The organism is Paenibacillus massiliensis subsp. panacisoli DSM 21345 (assembly GCF_000426545.1).
Classification (GTDB): domain Bacteria; phylum Bacillota; class Bacilli; order Paenibacillales; family Paenibacillaceae; genus Paenibacillus; species Paenibacillus panacisoli.
The window spans coordinates 148,689-169,164 of record NZ_AUFO01000010.1 but is presented as its reverse complement, the minus strand read 5'-3'; the positions used below and the strand labels follow the sequence as shown (position 1 = coordinate 169,164).

The 20,476-nt window shown below is 50.1% G+C and carries 16 protein-coding genes and 2 riboswitches; of the genes, 3 read left to right on the top strand and 13 right to left on the bottom strand.

The window, feature by feature from the left end; all coding sequences use genetic code 11:
- Window positions 1-47 precede the first annotated feature (47 nt).
- The 9 genes from K331_RS0108980 to gcvH form a co-directional block, all read right to left on the bottom strand.
- Window positions 48-680 carry a 50S ribosomal protein L25 gene (locus K331_RS0108980; protein ID WP_028590033.1) on the bottom strand — a complete coding sequence of 211 codons (633 nt, stop codon included), beginning with the start codon at window positions 678-680 and terminating at the stop codon, window positions 48-50.
- A 221-nt stretch (window positions 681-901) separates the two neighbouring features.
- The gene (locus K331_RS0108975) at window positions 902-1,375 is read right to left on the bottom strand and encodes a GNAT family N-acetyltransferase (RefSeq protein WP_028590032.1); all 474 of its coding nucleotides are present in this window, start codon (window positions 1,373-1,375) and stop codon (window positions 902-904) included.
- Between the two features lie 73 nt (window positions 1,376-1,448).
- Window positions 1,449-3,959: a type I pullulanase gene (gene pulA / locus K331_RS0108970; protein ID WP_028590031.1), complete on the bottom strand. Its 2,511-nt coding sequence runs from the start codon at window positions 3,957-3,959 to the stop codon at window positions 1,449-1,451.
- 159 nt (window positions 3,960-4,118) lie between these two features.
- Complete coding sequence (locus K331_RS0108965; RefSeq protein ID WP_028590030.1) at window positions 4,119-4,760, bottom strand: hypothetical protein; 642 nt, start codon at window positions 4,758-4,760, stop codon at window positions 4,119-4,121.
- A gap of 289 nt (window positions 4,761-5,049) precedes the next feature.
- Window positions 5,050-6,201 (bottom strand): mannitol-1-phosphate 5-dehydrogenase, encoded by a 1,152-nt coding sequence (locus K331_RS0108960; RefSeq protein ID WP_028590029.1) that lies wholly within the window; start codon window positions 6,199-6,201, stop codon window positions 5,050-5,052.
- Complete coding sequence (locus K331_RS0108955; protein WP_018884694.1) at window positions 6,198-6,632, bottom strand: PTS sugar transporter subunit IIA; 435 nt, start codon at window positions 6,630-6,632, stop codon at window positions 6,198-6,200. The genes K331_RS0108960 and K331_RS0108955 overlap by 4 nt, the downstream gene beginning before the upstream one ends.
- Window positions 6,629-8,707, bottom strand: a complete 2,079-nt coding sequence (locus tag K331_RS0108950; RefSeq protein ID WP_028590028.1) for a BglG family transcription antiterminator — start codon at window positions 8,705-8,707, stop codon at window positions 6,629-6,631. The genes K331_RS0108955 and K331_RS0108950 overlap by 4 nt, the downstream gene beginning before the upstream one ends.
- A gap of 9 nt (window positions 8,708-8,716) precedes the next feature.
- Window positions 8,717-10,180, bottom strand: a complete 1,464-nt coding sequence (locus K331_RS0108945) for a PTS mannitol transporter subunit IICB (protein ID WP_028590027.1) — start codon at window positions 10,178-10,180, stop codon at window positions 8,717-8,719.
- Between the two features lie 629 nt (window positions 10,181-10,809).
- Entirely contained in the window at window positions 10,810-11,202 is a 393-nt protein-coding gene (gene gcvH / locus K331_RS0108940) for a glycine cleavage system protein GcvH (protein ID WP_028590026.1), read from the bottom strand.
- A 364-nt stretch (window positions 11,203-11,566) separates the two neighbouring features.
- Window positions 11,567-11,727, top strand: a riboswitch (glycine riboswitch).
- Window positions 11,728-11,730: 3 nt separating this feature from the next.
- A riboswitch (glycine riboswitch) is annotated at window positions 11,731-11,815 on the top strand.
- Between the two features lie 133 nt (window positions 11,816-11,948).
- Between gcvH and gcvT the strand changes: the two genes are divergently transcribed.
- From gcvT to gcvPB, 3 genes are read left to right on the top strand one after another with little or no spacing between them, the layout of a single operon-like run.
- Window positions 11,949-13,049 carry a glycine cleavage system aminomethyltransferase GcvT gene (gene gcvT, locus K331_RS0108935; RefSeq protein WP_028590025.1) on the top strand — a complete coding sequence of 367 codons (1,101 nt, stop codon included), beginning with the start codon at window positions 11,949-11,951 and terminating at the stop codon, window positions 13,047-13,049.
- Window positions 13,050-13,088: 39 nt separating this feature from the next.
- A complete protein-coding gene (gcvPA, locus tag K331_RS0108930; RefSeq protein ID WP_028590024.1) occupies window positions 13,089-14,444 on the top strand; it encodes an aminomethyl-transferring glycine dehydrogenase subunit GcvPA in 1,356 nt (451 codons plus the stop codon).
- On the top strand, window positions 14,441-15,907 hold the full coding sequence (gene gcvPB / locus K331_RS0108925) for an aminomethyl-transferring glycine dehydrogenase subunit GcvPB (protein ID WP_036634481.1): 1,467 nt from the start codon (window positions 14,441-14,443) through the stop codon (window positions 15,905-15,907). Before gcvPA ends, gcvPB begins: the two co-directional genes overlap by 4 nt.
- Window positions 15,908-16,205: 298 nt before the next feature.
- On the opposite strand, the gene ptsP is transcribed toward gcvPB, so the two are convergent.
- The 4 genes from ptsP to glcT all read right to left on the bottom strand — a co-directional run bounded on the left by ptsP (window position 16,206) and on the right by glcT (window position 20,324).
- On the bottom strand, window positions 16,206-17,918 hold the full coding sequence (gene ptsP / locus K331_RS0108920) for a phosphoenolpyruvate--protein phosphotransferase (protein WP_028590022.1): 1,713 nt from the start codon (window positions 17,916-17,918) through the stop codon (window positions 16,206-16,208).
- A complete protein-coding gene (locus K331_RS0108915; RefSeq protein WP_025681322.1) occupies window positions 17,911-18,186 on the bottom strand; it encodes an HPr family phosphocarrier protein in 276 nt (91 codons plus the stop codon). Before K331_RS0108915 ends, ptsP begins: the two co-directional genes overlap by 8 nt.
- Before the next feature lie 177 nt (window positions 18,187-18,363).
- Entirely contained in the window at window positions 18,364-19,188 is an 825-nt protein-coding gene (locus tag K331_RS33030; RefSeq protein ID WP_028590021.1) for a glucose PTS transporter subunit IIA, read from the bottom strand.
- Window positions 19,189-19,466: 278 nt separating this feature from the next.
- Window positions 19,467-20,324, bottom strand: coding sequence for a glucose PTS transporter transcription antiterminator GlcT (gene glcT, locus K331_RS0108905; RefSeq protein ID WP_028590020.1), 858 nt, complete (start codon window positions 20,322-20,324; stop codon window positions 19,467-19,469).
- Window positions 20,325-20,476: the final 152 nt, after the last annotated feature.

Genomic DNA, 20,476 nt, shown 5'->3' with positions numbered 1-20,476 from the left:
TCAGCCAGCCTGCCTCTACACGATAGAGTGTAAGCGATGATACGTAATTATTCTTCTGACTGCTTCGCTTCAGCTTCAGTGCCTTCTGCCGAAGCTTCAGGCTCAGACTCTTCTTCCGTCTCGGCAATGCGCGGTACGATTACTGAAGCGATTACCCCGGCTTCATCCGCCATCAAGGTAACCTTGTCAGGCAGCTTGATATCGCCCACGCTCAGCTTGTCACCAATATCGAGACCCGAGATATCCACTTCAATTGCGGACGGTAGATCCGCTGGCAGTGCCTCGATCTCGATCTCTGTCTCCTGTACCTGCAATATTCCACCGGTCTTGGTGCCTGCTGCGGTACCTTGGAAGTCGATCGCTACCTTTACGCGAATTGGTTTATTTTTAGATATTTTCAAGAAATCAGCATGAAGGAATCTTCCATCCTGCTCCTGATAATCCTTAATCAATACGGGAATTTTCTTGCCACCCAGCTCCAGATCGAACATCTCCGTACGACCTGTACGCATGATCTTGCTGAAATCCTTGGCATCGACACTAACCGGTGTTCCGTCCATCTCTGAACCATACACCACTGCCGGAACGCGACCGCTCAATCTTAATTGGCGTAATGCTGCTCCTTTAGTCTCCGTTCTGTTCTCTGCCGTCAGTTGATTGCTCTTTCCTTGATTAGCCATGGTATTGAACCTCCTTAGGTATCCCTTACATGGATCATCGCCATCCTGTAACAGGACAGCATAGTAGCTATTAAAAGCAAGCCTGCTAGCATTATAAGCATGACAAGCCATAAGTATACTTACCCTTTTTTCAAATATTGACCCCTTATTCGCCTAAAAATACTGTTTTACCAGGTGAAAGAACGCTTTTGTCAGTCCCTACTTAAAGAAAAAAAGCCGCACTAGTGCGACTTTTGGGTTAGGTCTAGAAAATAGTGTATGAATTCATCGTCCCTTGTATACCCTTGCTTATGATACAGCGCTTGGGCTGTTGCATTGTCTGGAGCAGTGGATAGCTCAATTCCTTTGGCGCCTGTCTTCACCGCGAAGCCTCTAGCCTGCTCCAGTAGCAGCTCTGCGACACCTTGACGGCGATGGTCCTCCCGTACATACAGATCATTTAGCACCCATACTCTCTTCATAGAAATAGAAGAAAAGCTGGGATAGAGCTGTACGAAGCCCACTGCTTGACTAGTAGCCGAATCTCTGGCAGTGTAGATCACCGATTGCGCATGCTCCAGCCTCGCCAGTAAAAATTCTCGTGCTGCCTTCACGTCCGAAGGCTGGTGATAGAAACTCCGATAATGATCGAATAATGGCACTAGGTCATCCAGATCACGAATGGTTGCCTGCACTGCCGAGTAAGACACGTTCATCCTATAACCTCGCTCCTCTACAATAACTTTCGAAGACTGTTCTTAGCATGCTACAATCCGTTTATGCCCCATATTACACTGCGGTCTCTCGTACGATACCACTACGAACAAGCACCTGCATATGCTGCTCATCGGGCCGGATATCAATGTAACGATCCATCTCGATATCCTTGGCCTCCCACTGCTTCAGTCTGAGAATGTAACCGACTCTGCGCACATGAGGAGCTACTCGGATATGGGCAACTGCCCGCCCGTCTTCGATCCTCTCCAGCGAGATCTGCCCATCCTGCAGCCCGGTTCCCCACACCCAGACATTCCAGCCTTCATAAGACTGATCAGGACGCTCGTAATACAAAGTTATTGTTCGATAGGGGTGGGGTGACGAGTCCGAGCATGGGTCTAGGTCGAGGTGTGAATTCTCAGATAAGTGCAGCATGGAATGACAATCCTGCCCTCTATTCTCTACCGTAACTGGGTCAGCAACACGGACTTCTGCCGACAAGGCAACTTGCACTTGGCCTTCCTGATCCTCGACGGTGACAGGATCCGTAGAAGGCATCGCATCATGAAGCACCATGATCGACCAACGCGGCACCGTAACACGATCACCACATACGATGTCCAAAGTGTCTGTGCCCGCCTGCCGCTCATTCACAACAATATGCCAGCATTCCGAATCTTCCGGCAGGAACATGGTCTGCTCACGATCCGACCCGTTATAGATGACCACAATATTTCGCCACGTATCCCCACCAGCGTAGCTGTGCAACCGATAGGCCACGGTATGATCGCTCTCACGCAGCGTCTCCAGATGCTGCTCCACCAGCTCAGCTGACTGCAGTCGAAATGCCGGATGGCTGCGCCGAAGCAGGATCAGACCTGCATAGTAGTCAAAGACAGCACGAAAACGCGTCTTATGGCTCCAGCGAATACAATTAACGGCATCCCCGCTTCGATAGCTGTTATGATCACCGTACTTGGAGCGCAGTAGTTCATCGCCTGCATGTATGAAAGGTATGCCCTGTGAGGTCAAGACAATGCCATTCGCGAGTAAAGAGCGACGCACTGTCTCATCCTCCATCAGTTGGGTCTGATCCAGTAGTGCATAAGGGTCCGCATCCCGAACGGCTTCCTCAGCAGAGCGGCCATCTCTCGGCTCACCCTGATCCCAATCCGGGAAGGCACAGTGCCCGCGCAGCTGCCGCACCGTAATAATCTTGTCCCACAGATTCAAATTATCATGAGCTGTGACATAATTGATGGATTCGGAAGGAGCCTTCGTAAAATCATAGATCGCTCCCCGAACTCCTTGCATAATCTCGCCTTCTCTATCCCATGCACCTGTAGCAAAGCCGGCTCCTTCTCCATCACTATCCCCCTTGATCGCTCCCCGAAAATGATCATTAAATACCGCAAAACCCTTGCCGCGCTGGCTCCCCTTCAAGGTCTTTTCCTGAAGTGGTGATTCCCCGCCTGTCCATGGCTCTCCATAGATCAGCATCCCCGCGTAGACTTCCTCTCTCAGCTCTTTGGTCAGCTCTGCCACGGTTGGAGTGTCTATCAGCCCCAGCAGATCGAAGCGGAAGCCGTCAACATGATACTCCTCTGCCCAGTAGCGAAGTGAATCCTTGATATATCGGCGTACCATCGGACGCTCGCTGGCCACCTCGTTACCTACACCAGAGCCGTTAGACCATTCACCATGCTCGTTTTTACGATAATAATAACCCGGTACGATCGGCTCGAAGGGACCTTCCTCCAAGGCATACGTATGGTTGTAGACCACATCCAATATGACACCGATCCCTGCCCTGTGCAGAGCCATCACGAGCTCCTTGAACTCTCTGATCCGTAAAGCTGGATTACGCGGGTCGCTGGCGTAGGAGCCCTCTGGCACATTGTAATGCTGGGGATCATACCCCCAGTTATATTGCGGCGAATGGGCAGGGTCCGCCAGTTCATCAATGGTATGGCAATCGGCTATCGGAAGCAGATGTACATGAGTAATACCCAGCTCCTTCAAGTGATCCAGGCCAATGGACTCTCCATCCTTATTACATAGACCTGTCCTTGTAAAAGCGGAAAACCGACCACGATCCCCCTCAAAGTCCGTATCCGGATCAGCTGAGAAATCCCGTACATGCAGCTCATAGATAACAGCATCTGTAGGGTGTGCACAGTCAGGACGTCGATCCTCAGACCAGCCAGCCGGGTCGGTAGAGCGCAGGTCCAGTACAGCAGTTCGCTGTCCATTCGCCGTGACCGCCCGCCCATAAGGATCGGCGGCATAACGAACATCATGCTTGCCGAAGGTTAGCTTATACATGTAGTAATGGCCAGCCCAATCCCCATCAACGCAAGCCTCCCACACACCATCATCATGTCGATGCATGGACCATTCCAGGCCACCCTCATCCTGTCTTACTTGCCCCTCTTCATCATAGCTTCCTGCATTCGCATAGATGACGAGCTGGACCTGATCTGCTGTCGGTGCCCACAGGCTAAAATGGCTCATCTGTCTTGTATAGGATAGACCCAGCTTGCGGTCTGTATAGGCCGTAGCCAGAGAGAAATTGCTTGTCATCGTATCACCACCAAGAAAATTGTCTACATTAATAAAGAACAAATTCCGTGTATAATCCTTCAAGCGGCTACTCGTCTACCGAGCTGTAAGTCCGTATTTACACGTTACCCTATCATCAACTTATGCATGGACTATACCGAACTCCTCAGCACCAGCCCATCACAGCTCGGACAGATGGTAGGTTCGTTCCTCCACGTGGAAGCTGTCATGATCCTCCCACCACACCTTGCCCCCATAGTAATCCTCGTTGGAGATCACTCTCGATTGGCGAAACACATACAGTATTCTCGTACCCAATGTTGTCTTGAAGTCGACCCCAAGTGCCCCTTGATCCACCTGTGTCACTGTAACCAGATGAATGCCGTCGGGGGATGCTGCTTCAGCAACATCCTGAATAGATACCATGACCGAGGCCAGGAGATGGACGAGCAGCACCAGAACCATCATAAGTACAAATACCCCATACACCAGCCCTGCACCCAGCTTCTTCAAGCGATGCTCAGAAGTCTTTTTCAATAGTGGATACAGTAGAATCCAAGGCAGCACCATCCATGGGTAGGATATGACCCCAAGCAGCAGAATCAAGTAGATCAGGGCAAGCCATAGCTGTGGCACACGCCGCAGCGTATTCTTTCTTACCCGCCACATCCATGCGGTACACAAAGCCATGTACAGCACAGTAGATACCGTATCGAGCACCGGCCACATCCAGGATACATTCAGGAATCGAAAGAGTGCATACAATACTATGTAGGGCGCTGCCAGATTTCGTATCATTTTATCATACCATTGCTGTAACAATGAGGACCCCTCCTATAATTCTCCATATTATACCGTTCATTATGGCATAATTCCAAAATATGAAGTGTCTATATTGTTATTTTCAGCACATTGCACTGCTCCTTGCCCTCGATGATCTGAAGACTTTCTTTCCTGATTCCCATCCCCTAAAATTACCTTTAACAGATTATTCAGATTAAAAAAGCACCCTGTACGCCGCTTGGGCCATACAAAGTGCTTGCTGAAATCTTGGTCAGGCACAAGCTCTATAGTCACTTGAGACTAACCAAATGTTATTTTTTAAAATGAATTAATTGCTGCGCTTCAATTGCTCATATTCCGCCACGATCTGCTGATGCAGAGGATGATCTGCGGCAATGCCTGTGTAGCGCGTAATGGCCGCTCCAATACCCTCATTCTGAATAGCTGCTTGCAGCTCTGCGACTTCCGGGTCTTCGTCATTCTGGAAGATACAGGCCGCTGCCATTCCTTGCAAGAGATGCTTCGGATGAATACCGTATTCATAAGCTTGAAGCGCAGGGCGCACCAGGCGATCATTCGGTGACAGCTTGCGCAGTGGCGAACGGCCGACACGTGATACTTCATCGGTCAAGTTCGGGTTGCGGAATCGCTCCAGATTTTTAAGGATATACTTGTTGTGCTCTGCCTGATCCAAGCCGAATCGCTTCACCAGTACAGCACCAGTCTCCTCCAGCGCACCCTTCACAGACGCTAGTACCTGCTCATCCGCGATGGCTTCCTGAATGGTCGAGAAGCCTGCCGCATAGCCCAAATAGGCTGCTACGCAATGCCCGGTATTAACGGTGAATAGCTTGCGTTCAATGTAAGGCTCCAGATTGTCTACATAGTGTACGCCGCTGATTTCTGCATGGTCTGGCGACATTTGCGAACGATCAACTACCCATTCATAAAAAGGCTCAACCTGCACATATAGCGGGTCCTCATGATGCTGAATCGGAACAATCCGATCCACCGCTGCATTCGGGAAGAAGATGACACCCTCAGCCTTGGTGCGCGTCTCCTCATCCAGCAAGGCGTACACATGCTCCTTCAGCTGCTGACTGCCACCAATCGCATTCTCGCAAGCGATAATGTGCAGTGGCTGTGCTCCAGCATTCAAGCGCTGTGAGATGCCTTGGGCAATGCCAGGGGCAATCGCTTTGAGGATATTAACGCCCACCGCCGTCGTCACGATGTCTGCTCCAGCTACCGCTGCGGCTACCTCCTGAGCATTTTTTCCACTGATGGCTGTTACGTTAGTGACTTGCTCTGTATCCTTCGCATCATTAGCCAGCTCCACTGTATATTCATGACGACTGCTAAGCGCAGAGACAAGCGTATCATTGACGTCTGAGAAGATGACCTCATAGCCCGCTCGGGACAGCAACAGGCCAATGAAGCCACGGCCAATATTACCAGCACCAAAATGGACGGCCTTCATAGCTCCATCTCACTCTCGAAGAGCGCAATGATCTCTTCCGGTGTACTTGCAGAGCGCAGCTTGTTCATATTCTCATCGTCGGAGCAGACAACGGCAATTCCGGTAAGAATCTCCATATGCTCTCCACCTTGGGCGGCAATCCCGATCACCATATAAGCTTTCTCTTCACCAAAATCCACGCCTTGTGGAAATTGAATAATGGAAATACCTGTGGAATGAATGAAGGATTTGGATTCCTTCGTGCCGTGAGGGATGGCAAGCCCGTTGCCTACATAAGTGGAGACAATCTCCTCACGCTCCAGCATTTTGTCGATGTACTCTGCCGAAATATGTCCCGCATCCAGCAGGATCTGTCCTGCCATGCGGATCGCCTCGTATTTGTCAGTCGCTGTAGCGTTCATTTTCACCTTATCTGTTGTCATAATGCTCATAGTATGGTCCTCCCTGTCTCTAGTTTGCTGCGGAAGAATTCGGCCAAGCGATCGGTTAGATACGTTGAGATCTCTTCCCGGCTTCCCTTCTCCAGCAGCATAATTAATTCTTCTTGCAGTAATAATGCGCTGATTTCACTCAGCACCTCCAGGCTCTCCTTCGGCAGCTCGCGCGGACCCAGCATCAGCAAGATCTGCGTAACCGGATCACGCGCTTCATCCAGCAGCAACGGCTCCTCCAAATGGTACAGTGCAAGGGTAGGCCGCTGCACATCCGGGCTTCGAGTGTGAAAGAGAGCCAGTGAGGAATCAGGGATCACCATACTCCCGTGCCGCTCGCGTTCCAACAGCAGCTCTGCGACAGCGTCTGGATTACGAACAGTTCCCCTCCCCACCTCGGAGGTGCACAGCTGCTGCATGAGTTCCCTCAGCGCCAAGTCCCGGTTATCCACCGGATAGATCTGAAAGTCCTCAATGATTCTTACAATTTCCTGTAGACTGTCACGTAGCCCCATTAGCCATCCCAATCCTTGAGTAGGCTCCGCTGCTGCCTTAGGCTTGCCACTTTCCTTACTGAGCGTAATATGCTGTATAAAATGTCGCAGTCGATCGCTCTCCTCCTGCGTGAGGAGCGGGCTGATCTTGAGATATCGGTCTGGCTCCAGAGGAAGATCCACGGTTGAGATGATCAGATCGTAGTCCTCCTTAGGAATCCGGGCCGCCTCGTACCATGAAGCGCGGTCAATAATGCGAATTTGCGGCAGCTCCTTGCCCAGCCGTGTCGCCAGCAGCCGCGATGAGCCAATACCGCTCGTGCATACCACAATCGCTCTTACATCCCTTTGCAGCTGACGCAGCCGCTCCGCCGAAGCACCAAAATGCATAACCAGAAATCCGATCTCCTCATCCGGTAGCAGCACATCTGTCATTCCAACAGCCGCTTCCTTCACGGCCTCGAATAGCTCCTCATAATCCCGCCTGATCTGTTGGAGGAGAGGATTGCGGATGGCATTCCCTTCCTTCAGGCGTTTGATCACTGGTTCAGCATGGGCAATTAATCCCTCACGCAGTAGCCGGTCTTCGCTGTAATGCGTATCCGTCAATATTTCCACGCGCCGGATCAGCTCTCCAACGATCTCCAGCACCTCCAGATCGTCCAGCGGCAGCAAGCGCGTTGAGTCATTCTCTGCAAATCGGAACAGCTGCTTGAAATACTTTCGCTCCGTCTCGGACAGCTCCACTCCCAGGGCCTCCGATAGCTCCGTACTCATGCGTTCGACCATTGCAGAACGAACTCGTTCCTCTTCAGCCTCATGCTCCTGCTTGATCTTCAGCTCCAGTGTCTCTACCCGGCAGCCCTTTCGTATGCGGGCAATGGAGACGGATAGCTGGATCAACAGCTCCATATATTTGCTCTCGACCATACTGTCGAGCCACGGGCTATTCGGCTGCCATAGTGCATTTTCTACCGTAAGAAGATGCTCACGCCCGATGATCTCCATTAGCTTCTCCATCGCAGGAGATTCCTGTCCCATCTGGTCTGGACTGAACAGATCCGATTCATCCAGATGCTCCAGTGCAAGCTCCGCCATAGCCCGCCTGATATCGGATTCTTTGCCTGTAATCTCGACTCCGTATCCGCGTCTGCGCACAAGCGTAAGCCCTCGCTTCTCGACCCAGGACTGCAATTCATCCAGATCATGGCTGACCGTGACCACGGTTACCTTGAGGTCCGAAGCGATCGACAGTAGCTTAATCGGCTCTGGATCGTCCAGCAGCACGCATAATGCATAGATCTTTCGTTCCTCCGGCGTCCATTCTACAGACTCCACCTGGAACAATTGTTGCCTGAGCTGAGAAAGCCGTGAGGGATCGGCATCTAGATAGATACCGACCCCGGATTTCTTTTTGAGCTCGATCCCGTGGGATACGAGCTTTTTCTCGACTGCGCTAAGTTCTCGAAGAATTGTTCGTGTGCTGACATTGATACGGGCTGCAATATCTCCAGCCGTTACTTCTTTTGTCTGTTGCAGCAGGAACTCCAGAATTTCACGTTGTCTCTTGGTTATATTCATCGCTTCTCATCAGGAACCGGATTTGAGGCGCTCCACCAGTGCCTCATACTCAGGGCTCTTCAAGAAGTTATCTATCGAGATATGCTCAGCATTTGGAGCAACCGTCTTCGCACGATCTGTCAGTGTCTGCTGCGTAATGACGATATCCGCATCCTGTGGAATCTCACTGATCGCTGTATTCGTCACGACCACATCGACGCCAGCTTCCTTCATTTTTTTCCGCAAAATCGATGCACCCATCGCACTGGAGCCCATACCTGCATCACAGGAGAACACAATCTTGTTCACTTCGGCCTTCATGTTGTCAGCAGCGATGCCTGCTGCACGGTCTGCTTCTTTGTTATCATTTGCTACGATGTTGTTGTCGGATTTGCCTTGGTTCTTCATTTCCTTCATTTTTGCAGAAGCTGCTTCCAGATCCTCTTCTTTTTGCTTACCTGTTTTCAGCAGAACCGCTGCAACCAGGAAGGACACGACTGCAGCTACAGCTACACCAGCGAGCATTGGCAGATATCCGCCTTTTGGCGTCATCAGGAAATAAGCAAAGATACTGCCTGGGGACGGAGCCGCTACAAGACCAGCACCTGTCATCATGAATGTAGCTGTACCTGCGATACCACCAGCCATTGCAGCAATGATCAGGATCGGCTTCATCAGAATGTAAGGGAAGTAGATCTCATGAATCCCGCCGAAGAAGTGAATGATAACCGCACCGGGAGCTGAGGATTTCGCAGTTCCGCGGCCAAACAAGCAGTAAGCCAGCAGAATTCCCAGACCAGGACCTGGATTGGATTCGAGCATAAACAGTACGGATTTACCCAACTGACTTGCTTGCTCTGTGGCCAGTGGCGTCAGAATACCATGGTTGATTGCGTTGTTAAGGAACAGGACCTTACCTGGTTCGATCAGCAGATTGACCAGTGGCAGAAGCCCTGCATTCATCAGAATTGCTACACCAGCAGACAAGAACTGACTGATCCCCTGAATGACAGGCCCAATCGCTACGTGCGCTGCCAATGCCAGCAGACCACCAATAATACCTGCCGAGAAGTTATTAACCAACATCTCAAAGCCAGACTTAATCTTCCCATCTACAGCCTTATCAAATTGCTTGATGACCCAAGCACCAAATGGACCAGCTGCCATTGCGCCAAGGAACATCGGAATGTCTGCCCCTACAATGACACCCATCGTCATAATTGCACCGACTACACCACCACGCTGACCATGCACCATGGTACCACCGGTATAACCGATCAATAATGGAAGCAGGTAAGTAATCATTGGTCCTACAAGCTTGCCAAGCTCCTCATTCGGAATCCATCCTGTCGGGATGAACAAGGCCGTAATCAGACCCCAGGCAATAAAGGCCCCCATATTCGGCATTACCATACCGCTCAAGAAACGGCCGAACTTCTGTACCCCTACTCGGATGCCTCCGCTTTTTTGGGACTTTGCGTCCACTGAACTCATATTGATACCCTCCTCAAAAAGTAAAATCTGTGCTCCAACATCATGACCTTTGAACTAGGTATTACGTCGTGCCAGATGAATGAAATAAAAAGCTAAATGCTTAACTTCTTAAATTCATGGTAGATGAAAACGGTATCTTCTACAATCAAATGAAAACCAACTGCCGTCATGAACCTTGATGACATCATTTAAATTTGAAGAGCAAACCCTTGATACATAAGGATTGAATAAGCTCCAGTTAATTTCATTTTCAGGATCAAGGAGCATAACCTTCAGGCATCAACCTTTAGGGAGCAGTACCTATCTGACTGAAAGTATGCCCATTACACAAGCAGCTCATTTGGGACAAACGACAAATTTTGCACATCGCAAAAAAGCGTGCTGACAACCTTCTTTTGAAGGTAATCAGCACGCTTGAATGGCATTTTGCGGTCGACAAGTTCCCCGCAAGGCCTCAAATATCATATTTAAACAATTCAAATACGGCATGAATATAACATATAAGTAACTCGAACATGACACAAACCAACAAAATCAGGTCTAGTCACCTAAACTAGTTATGCTTTCCTTAGTCGCAAACTTCTCAAGCAACTCCCAAGTAACAACATGCAAGCGAATCGTACTTAACCTCAATCTGCTACATGGCTCGTATAAGCCTCAGGGCTCAGCAGCTTGGCTAAAGCCTCCTCTGCGCTATCATCCAGTTCAATTTCTATCATCCAGCCCTCCTCATAGGGTGAGGAATTGACCAGCTCAGGAGATGCCTCCAAGGCACCATTCACTTTCACAATGGTTCCACCCACAGGCGCGAACAAGTCCGATACCGTCTTGACGGATTCAATCGTACCAATGCCTTCTCCAGCAGTAACTACGCTTCCTTCTTCAGGTAGCTCAACGAACACGATATCGCCCAATTGATGCTGTGCAAAATCGGAGATGCCAACGAGCAATGTGCCTGCATCCGTCTTGCGCACCCATTCATGCTCTTCACTGTACAGATAGTTATCTCTTACCTCGCTCATGCTTCATCCTCATTTCCTAATGATCGTTGGTCATTTCAAGGTTATGCAGCGTTTAATTCATCCTAGCAGCGTCGATTTAGCATTCATTATCCAGTATCAGCTATTACACGATAAGATTACGCCAAGGTTGAATATGGTGTCAATATAGCTCACAAAAATGTCTGAAGTTATAAAGAACTTTGTCCTCCCGCTAGTAATTCGGCGCGAATATCAGGAAGGATCAGCCATCAATGTGATTAATTTCATAGAATATGATAATTTTGTTGACATACATCTACGAATCGCGTATTAATGGTTATATAGGTACAGCATACACGAACCTGTGGCAATACACAAAATCATAACAACGTGACGAACGATGCGGATGAAGGTATAGGGAGAGATTATCAATGATCGAATGTCTGGCATTGGCTGGTGCATTTCGATCAGGTCAGGCTGGCCCATTGCCACATGACCACAGGTAACGCCGAAGGAGTAAGCAGAACCGTCTGTGAATCTCTCAGGCAAAAGGACCTTTACCGGACGCAACTCTGGAGAGAATTCACCGATCGGTGGATCACCCAAGGGGAAACCTGTGCTCGCATGGGGTAACTCTCAGGTATCAAGGACAGAGCCAAAGAATGATGGATCACGGTAGCAGTATGGCTCCGTGGCGCATTTTTTGGGCTGTCCTTTTTTGCATGACCTGGAACAACATGAGACGCTTTGGAAATGTAGTACGAATCATGATGATGAGGTGACAGACCATGGGCAAATTAAAGCAAACCTCGCTGTTCCCATTGTATGGCGAGCTACCAGGAGTACGATGTATTGATTTTGGAGGCTGGGAGCTGCCGGTCCAATTCAGTGGAATTGTGAAGGAACATGAGGCGGTAAGGCAGCAGGCTGGACTGTTCGATGTCTCGCATATGGGCGAGTTCACCTTGGAGGGAGCAGATGCGGAGCAATTTCTTCAGCAGGTGACGACCAACGATGTGAGTCGACTGGAGAACGGTCAGGCCCAGTATACACTTCTCTGTTATCCCGATGGCGGAGTTGTGGATGATCTGCTGATTTACAAGCGTGGAGAGGGACGCTATATGCTGGTTGTGAATGCCTCCAACATCGACAAAGACTGGGAATGGCTGCAGAAGCATCTTACCGGAAAGGTCAGTATGCATAATATCTCGGATGATACCGCACTCTTGGCGCTTCAAGGACCGGCTGCTGCAGCAATTCTTGCTTCAATCAGCACAGTCGAGCCTTCCAGTCTGCAGTCCTTCCGTTTCGCCGAGGACGTTGAGGTAGCTGGACATAAAGCCCTGGTATCGCGAACAGGCTACACAGGTGAGGACGGATTCGAGCTATATCTTCCTGTTCAGGATGCTCCGAAAGTCTGGAAGGCATTACTAACAGCAGGTCAGTCTCACGGTCTGTTACCAGCAGGTCTCGGGGCGCGAGATACACTGCGCTTTGAAGCCAAGCTGGCACTCTATGGTCAGGAGCTGTCTTCCAGCATTTCGCCATTGGAGGCGGGTCTGGGATACTTTGTGAAATGGGACAAAGGTGACTTTATCGGACGAGACGCTCTGCTTGCACAAAAGGAAAACGGCGTTCCACGCAAGCTTGTCGGTGTGGAAATGATTGACCGCGGCATCCCTCGTCCGCACTATCCTGTATTCGCTGAGGGAGTACAGATCGGCGAGATTACTACGGGGACCCAATCCCCGACCTTGAAGCGCAACCTTGGATTGGCCCTCATTGATAGCCGTTACACGGCTGTAGGCACTCCGCTGGAGATTGAGATTCGCGGCAAGCTCCTCAAGGCCGAGGTTGTTCCTGCACCTTTCTACAAGCGAAGCTACTAACCCTACTACAAAGTGAATATGGAAGGAGCCTGTTGCTGCATGAAACCGCACCGTTATTTACCGATGACTGAGCAAGATCAAGCGGAGATGCTGCGCACCGTTGGCGCGGAGAACATCGAGGATCTGTTCAAGGATATTCCGGAGAACATCCGGTTCAGAGGAGAACTACCTGTCTCCTCTCGTCTGGACGAACGCGCACTGACTCGCCATATGGCTGGTCTGGCAGACCGAAATGCTCATACGGATTCCCATATCAGCTTTCTTGGAGCAGGCATCTATGAGCATCATATTCCATCTGTCATCAATCACATCATTTCCCGCTCTGAGTTCTATACAGCATACACCCCCTATCAACCGGAAATTAGCCAAGGTGAGCTACAGGCCATTTTCGAGTTCCAGTCCTACATCTGTGAGCTCACAGGCATGGCTGTGGCCAATGCCAGTATGTACGACGGTGCCACAGCGTTGGCCGAAGCTGGCTCGCTTGCTGCCGGGGCCACACGGCGCAAGCGTCTTGTCGTCTCGCGTGCCATTCATCCCGAGGCACGTGAGGTGCTGGCTACCTATGCACATGGTCTGAATCTCGACATCGTGGAGGTCGGCTGCAAGAATGGCGTAACAGATGCTGAGGCTCTTGCAGCAGCAGTGAATGAGGAGACCGCAGCTGTACTCGTACAAAATCCGAATTTCTTCGGAGCTGTTGAGAATGTACGTGCTATGGCTGAGCTGATTCATACCTATAAGGGACTGCTCGTGGTCAGCTCCAATCCGATATCTCTCGGACTGCTGGAGGCTCCAGGCAAGCTTGGTGCCGACATTGTCGTTGGCGATGCGCAGCCACTGGGTATCTCGACCTCCCTCGGCGGACCGACATGCGGTTACTTCGCTGTCTCCCAGGCGCATATGCGCCGAATTCCCGGGCGGATCGTAGGCCAGACCACAGATCGCAACGGCAAACGTGGCTTCGTATTAACCCTTCAGGCGAGAGAGCAGCATATTCGGCGGGAAAAAGCGACCTCCAATATTTGCTCGAATCAGGCGCTGCTTGCTCTTTCTGCCTCCGTCTATATGTCCGTAATGGGCAGACAGGGTATGGCGGACGTCGCAACTCTGAACCTTCATAAGAGCAGATATGCACTGGAACGCTTGACCTCAATCCCGGGTATTGAGCCTGCCTTTACTTCTTCTACCTTTAATGAATTTAGCATCCGGCTTCCAGAAGGCACCAACATGACCAAGCTGCAGTCCAGTCTATTATCCGCTGGCTTCATTGGCGGTTATGATCTGGGAAAAGCCTATGCGGAATACAAAGATTGTATGCTGATTGCAGTGACAGAGCAGCGGACCAAAGAAGAGATTGACCAATTTGCTAGCACGTTGGAGGGATTGTTATGAACCGACCTGAACAAGATATGCAGCTTATTTTCGAACGAAGCCGTTCGGGCCGTGTCGCATACTCCCTACCGGAATGTGATGTCCCCCAGCAATCGGTTGCTGAGCTTTTGCCTGATTTTGCCCTGCGTAGCGAGCCCGCAGCGTTGCCTGAGGTATTTGAGGTGGATGTCATTCGGCATTATACCGAGCTATCCCGTCGCAATTTCGGAGTGGATAACGGATTCTATCCGCTCGGCTCCTGTACGATGAAATACAATCCGAAGGTGAATGAGGATGTTGCCCGTTATGCGGGACTAGCCAAGATTCACCCATACCAGCCTGAAGAGAGCATTCAGGGAGCTATGGAACTCCTCTACACTCTCCAGCAGGACCTGGCTGGTCTGACTGGCATGGATGCGGTGACATTGCAGCCAGCCGCGGGAGCACATGGGGAATGGACGGGACTGATGATGATTCGCGCCTACCATGAGAGCCGGGGAGAGCAGCGTACCAAAGTGATCGTACCGGATTCGTCACACGGCACCAATCCAGCCAGCGCAACCGTTGCCGGCTTCGAGACAGTGACAATCCCGTCTACTGCCGAGGGACTGGTAGACCTTGATGCACTTCGCAGGGCAGTGGGCTTAGATACGGCAGCGCTTATGCTGACCAATCCGAATACCCTCGGCTTGTTCGAGACACAGATTACCGATATCGCGGACATTGTGCATGAAGCAGGCGGACTGCTTTATTACGACGGTGCCAACTCCAACGCCATTATGGGTATTACCAGACCTGGAGACATGGGATTTGACGTAGTCCACCTCAATCTGCACAAGACGATGAGCACACCACACGGCGGAGGTGGCCCCGGTGCAGGTCCGGTAGGTGTAAAGAAGCTCCTCACGCCTTTCCTTCCCAAACCGCTGGTCGTGAAGGATGAACAAGGCAACTATCGTTGGGACACACAAGCAGACTCCTCCATTGGACGTGTCAAAGCCTATTATGGTAATTTTGGCATCCTGGTACGGGCCTATGCCTACATTCGTACCTATGGTCCATCTGGTCTGCGCAACGTATCCGAATGTGCCGTGCTGAACGCCAATTATATGATGCATCGGTTAGCTCCTTATTTCGAGCTTCCTTATCCAGGTGTCTGCAAGCATGAATTCGTCATGTCTGGCAAAGGCCTCAAGCAATATGGCGTCCGCACCCTGGATGTCGCGAAGCGATTGCTTGATTTTGGGTATCACCCGCCTACCGTATACTTCCCGCTGAATGTCGAGGAATGCATCATGATTGAACCCACCGAGACAGAGAGCAAGGAGACGCTGGATGCATTCATTGACACCATGATCCGCATCGCCAAGGAAGCAGAGGAGAATCCAGAGCTTGTGCTAAATGCTCCATACACAACGACTGTCACCCGTCTGGACGAGACTACTGCTGCGCGGAAGCCTGTACTGAATTGTGCGTGTAGTTAGGCCTTCGGCAGCTTAAATCCCACCATAGAGGCGCTGCAAGCGTAAAGATCTGTCGACAACTCTAATTATTATCATTGCAATGTCGAGCATTGCACTGGTCTTCTCCCTCATCCATCAGCAGGTCTATCAAGGACCTGTTGATGGATGTTTTATTTTCATGTTCTTGGGTGTGAACGTAAAAAAGCCGGTATCCTAAGATACCGGCTGCCTTATCGGCGAAAGGTTAGATGTTGGAAAAAGACAAAATTACAGACCTTTCAAAAAAAAAACGGATGCTAAAGCTTGCCAAGTGGCCAGCTTATGCTTGAATACCTTGTACCAGCTTCACGACTTGCTCAGCTGTCTGCATATTCAGCGCTTCTGCGGCCAGCTTTTCCATCTCTGCACGGGACAGCTTGGAGATCTGACTGCGAGCAGGCAGAATGGAAGTAGCACTCATGCTGAACTCGTCAAGGCCGAGGCCCACCAGCAATGGAATTGCTGTAGCATCGCCTGCCATCTCACCACACATGCCAGCCCATTTGCCTTCGCGATGTGCTGCGTCAATGACCATTTTCACCAGACGAAGGATCGCCGGGTTGTATGGCTGATACAGGTAAGAGACACGTTCGTTCATACGGTCTGCAGCCATTGTATATTGGATCAGATCGTTGGTACCGATACTGAAGAAGTCCACTTCTTTGGCGAACTGGTCTGCCAGAACAGCCGTCGAAGGAATTTCGACCATGATTCCGATCTGGATATCCTCAGATACTTCAGTTCCTTCAGCTACCAGCTTAGCTTTCTCTTCAAGCAGCAGAGCCTTCGCTTCACGGAATTCATCCAGTGTAGCAATCATCGGGAACATGACACGCAGATTGCCGTATACGCTCGCACGCAGCAATGCACGCAGCTGTGTTCTGAAGATGTCTTGGCGATCCAAGCAGAGACGTACCGCACGGAAGCCCAGGAACGGGTTCATTTCCTTCGGCAGATCCAGATAAGGAAGCTCCTTGTCTCCACCGATATCAAGTGTACGAACAACTACAGGTTTGCCTTCCATTCTTTCAAGCACAGTCTTGTAAGCATTAAACTGTACATCCTCGGATGGCAGCTTGTCGCGGCCCATGTACAGGAATTCTGTACGATACAGACCAACAGCCTCGCCACCGTTGTCGATAACACCTGCTACATCGTTCGGTGTACCAATGTTGGCAGCAAGCTCCACATGGACACCATCTGTTGTAACGGTCGGCTGATCACGCAGCTTACGCCATTCCTCGCGCTGTACATCATAAGCCTGTTGCTTCGCGCGATATTCAGCAATCACTTCATCAGAAGGATTGATGAACACATCTCCGTCCAGGCCGTCAACGATGATCACATCACCATGCTTAGCTTCGGACATGATGCTCTTCGTCCCTACAACCGCTGGAATCTCCAGCGAGCGAGCCATGATTGCGGAGTGAGAGGTTCTACCACCAATATTGGTAGCAAAGCCTTTAACGTATTCACGGTTCAATTGTGCTGTATCCGAAGGAGTCAGATCCTCAGCAAGTACAATTGTCTCTTCACGAATCTCGGCAGGGCTCATGAACTTCACGCCCAGCAGGTGATTCAGCACACGCTTCGTCACGTCACGCATGTCAGCGGCACGCTCTTGCAGATATGCACTCTTCATGTTCTCAAACATTGAGATGAACTGGTTAGCTGTCTCATTGAGTGCATGCTCTGCATTGACCATCTCATCGCTAATTTTAGCTTTGACTGGATCAATCAGCTCAGGATCTTCGAGAATAAGCAGGTGAGACGCGAAAATCTCAGCCTTCTTCTCGCCCAGCTCCTGCAGCGTCTTCTCCTTGATCGCTTCCAGTTCGGTACGGGATGCTGCCAGCGCAGCATCCAGCTTGGCGATCTCCGCCGGTGCATCGGTTACTGTGCGCTTCTCTACAGAGTAATCAGGGTGCTCCAAGATAAACGCCTTGGCAATTGCGATGCCTGCAGAGGCCGCAATCCCTGAAATCTTATGCATGAACTTCGCCCAGCCCTTCCTTAACCATTACATCTTCCAAAGCTTGCAGAGCTGCTGCAGCTTCAGCGCCCTCACAGATGATGTTGATGGTGTCGCCTTGCTCAAGACCAAGGGACAATACACCCAGAATGGATTTCAGAGTTACTTTTTTGCCGTTAGCTTCAGCAAAGGATTCAGCACCACTGAATTTGTTAGCTGTGTTCACCAGAGCTGTTGCTGGGCGTGCATGGATACCGTCTTCGTCCGTAATTTTGAATGTTTTTTGCATAATCATCTTCCCGCCTTTTTTAAAATATATTATGGAGTTAATCATTAGGCTATGAATGGCCTTATATAGAAACTGCACCGCCGAAAGTAGCAGCTCTATAAGAGCTCTGCTCGAACGGGCATGTTTTCACAATGTTATTAACCTACTTAATACCTACTTAACGCGCTATATGCTCAATTAACGCGTTTTCCAAGTGAACGTGACAATATCTTCCTCACCAGCAACAAGCTCACCGGATTTGTTCAGCAGCACAGCTACCTCTCCCGGCAGATTCATGAAGATTACAGAGGATACGCTGGATCTTGCTTGCTCACGAATAACGTCCAGATCGAACTGGATAATCGGCTGTCCTGCCGCCACCAGCTCATCCTCCTCAACGAGAAGCTCAAAGCCCTGGCCACGCAGCTTGACGGTACCAACACCTATATGAACGAGTACCTCTTTTCCACCATCTGATAAGATGGTAACAGCATGCTGCGTCGGAAAGACGTTAGCAATCCGTCCATATACCGGAGATACGACAAGTCCACTATGAGGTATCACCCCAAATCCATCCCCTGTCATTCGGTTGGAAAATACAGGATCAGGTACTTGATCAAGGTTCAGCAGTTCACCCTGCATGGGCATCACGACAATCTCATGTAGAAGCGGACGATCCTGCTGCATAGAATGCAAATGTCCTTGTAGTGGCTCAGGCTGACGTCCAGCCATGATGTCCTGCATACGGGATTTCAGGAGCTCCGATACAAGACCGTACACCACCTGAAAATGATTCCCTATAATCTGGATGCCGGCAGCACCCAGTCCCTCCAGCATAACATAGTGTACGACAGATGCGTCCTTGACTTCAACTCGCAGCCGTGTGATACAGCAATCCAGATGCTCAATGTTAGCCGGTCCCCCAAAGGCTTCCAGCAATGCTCCCGGAAGTGCTTCCATAGCTTCTTCGGATAAGTTCTCCGGGATATGAGGCCGTGAATTTCCGAAACGCTTGTGGAACATCAACGAGCTTTCCTCCTAGTCGTGTTGCAGAGAACAGTTGCACAACTGCGCAAAAAAGGCATCAGTTAACAAAGTGACAGTTATAGCCTTTGGAATGTATCTTTCCCATAATAGCTATATCCAATCATACTTTAATCAACTCATGCCTGATCGAATCAGTAACACGTATCGTTATGCAATTATTCATGCACATTCAATAAATCTAAGAACAAGGCTAATTATAGCACGAAAACTTCAGAGTTTGCAACCTGATGTTTCTCATGTGCTTGGTGATATCTCTAACCAGAGTACTCTTGCTCCTTGCGCTGTTGTAAACGCTGTAAATGCATTGTTAAATAGCTCACTTCTGCAGCATATACAGGCAATCCCAGCCGCTTCTCCATAATCTTCGTCAGCTTCCAGGCAAGCGTGTACATTTCAGGATACTCCGAGCTCATCAGCTTATCCAGCTTGTGCATTTGCTCCACCGCTTCCCCACGCCGGACACGCTCGATCACGAAGCGCAGATGGGTTAACAGGCGTGAGTAATCCAAAGAATCAACAGGAATATTATATTCCAATGCATCCTCTACAATCGTCACTAGATCCGTAATCAGCGCTGAATGCTCACGCACCTGAGAAATGTGCTGATTCGTCATGGCACTGTATATGTGCAAGGCTACAAAGCCAATCTCATCCTGTCCCAAATCAATCCCCAAGCGATCGCGTATCAAATGTATTGCATATTCCGCCATTCGATATTCTTCGGGGTAGATCTCTCTGGTCTCGTATAGAAAGGGATTATGAATCACAATCCCCTGCTCCTTGCGCTTCAAGGCGAATGCAATATGATCCGTAATGGCAATATGAATATGTTCATTCAAAGGCACGCGAACCTGACCTTCGATATGGTGAATAACCTCACCAATGATCTCAATCAGTCGCTCGTCGACCTGAGGAATAAGCTGCTTGTACTGCTCCTGCTCCTCCTGATTGGTCAGAATGAACATCTTCTCCACCGATTCCAGCGATATATGGTCATTGGACTTTCGATTGAAGCCAATTCCCTTCCCAATAACGACGACCTCCTGATCATCGGGACGCACGCCAATAATAACATTGTTGTTTAATACCTTGACCACTTGTAGGCTGCTCACCATCCGCACCTCTTTTGCTCCAACTCTCGCACTTACAGGGTGTCTCGCTTAAGGTAACAAAATTTTCAGTAGAGGTCAATAGAGGTACATCCTGCAGGCAACTGATTACGTCAGGAACAACGGACAGCCCGCCTAGCAGAAGGAATAGAGTC

What these genes read in the sequence shown, in the direction of transcription:
- K331_RS0108980 (WP_028590033.1), bottom strand. Translation starts at nt 680, where the DNA reads ATGGCTAATCAAGGAAAGAGCAATCAACTGACGGCAGAGAACAGAACG.
- K331_RS0108975 (WP_028590032.1), bottom strand. Translation starts at nt 1,375, where the DNA reads ATGAACGTGTCTTACTCGGCAGTGCAGGCAACCATTCGTGATCTGGAT.
- pulA (WP_028590031.1), bottom strand. Translation starts at nt 3,959, where the DNA reads ATGACAAGCAATTTCTCTCTGGCTACGGCCTATACAGACCGCAAGCTG.
- K331_RS0108960 (WP_028590029.1), bottom strand. Translation starts at nt 6,201, where the DNA reads ATGAAGGCCGTCCATTTTGGTGCTGGTAATATTGGCCGTGGCTTCATT.
- K331_RS0108955 (WP_018884694.1), bottom strand. Translation starts at nt 6,632, where the DNA reads ATGAGCATTATGACAACAGATAAGGTGAAAATGAACGCTACAGCGACT.
- K331_RS0108950 (WP_028590028.1), bottom strand. Translation starts at nt 8,707, where the DNA reads ATGAATATAACCAAGAGACAACGTGAAATTCTGGAGTTCCTGCTGCAA.
- K331_RS0108945 (WP_028590027.1), bottom strand. Translation starts at nt 10,180, where the DNA reads ATGAGTTCAGTGGACGCAAAGTCCCAAAAAAGCGGAGGCATCCGAGTA.
- gcvH (WP_028590026.1), bottom strand. Translation starts at nt 11,202, where the DNA reads ATGAGCGAGGTAAGAGATAACTATCTGTACAGTGAAGAGCATGAATGG.
- gcvT (WP_028590025.1), top strand. Translation starts at nt 11,949, where the DNA reads ATGGGCAAATTAAAGCAAACCTCGCTGTTCCCATTGTATGGCGAGCTA.
- gcvPA (WP_028590024.1), top strand. Translation starts at nt 13,089, where the DNA reads ATGAAACCGCACCGTTATTTACCGATGACTGAGCAAGATCAAGCGGAG.
- gcvPB (WP_036634481.1), top strand. Translation starts at nt 14,441, where the DNA reads ATGAACCGACCTGAACAAGATATGCAGCTTATTTTCGAACGAAGCCGT.
- ptsP (WP_028590022.1), bottom strand. Translation starts at nt 17,918, where the DNA reads ATGCATAAGATTTCAGGGATTGCGGCCTCTGCAGGCATCGCAATTGCC.
- K331_RS0108915 (WP_025681322.1), bottom strand. Translation starts at nt 18,186, where the DNA reads ATGCAAAAAACATTCAAAATTACGGACGAAGACGGTATCCATGCACGC.
- K331_RS33030 (WP_028590021.1), bottom strand. Translation starts at nt 19,188, where the DNA reads ATGTTCCACAAGCGTTTCGGAAATTCACGGCCTCATATCCCGGAGAAC.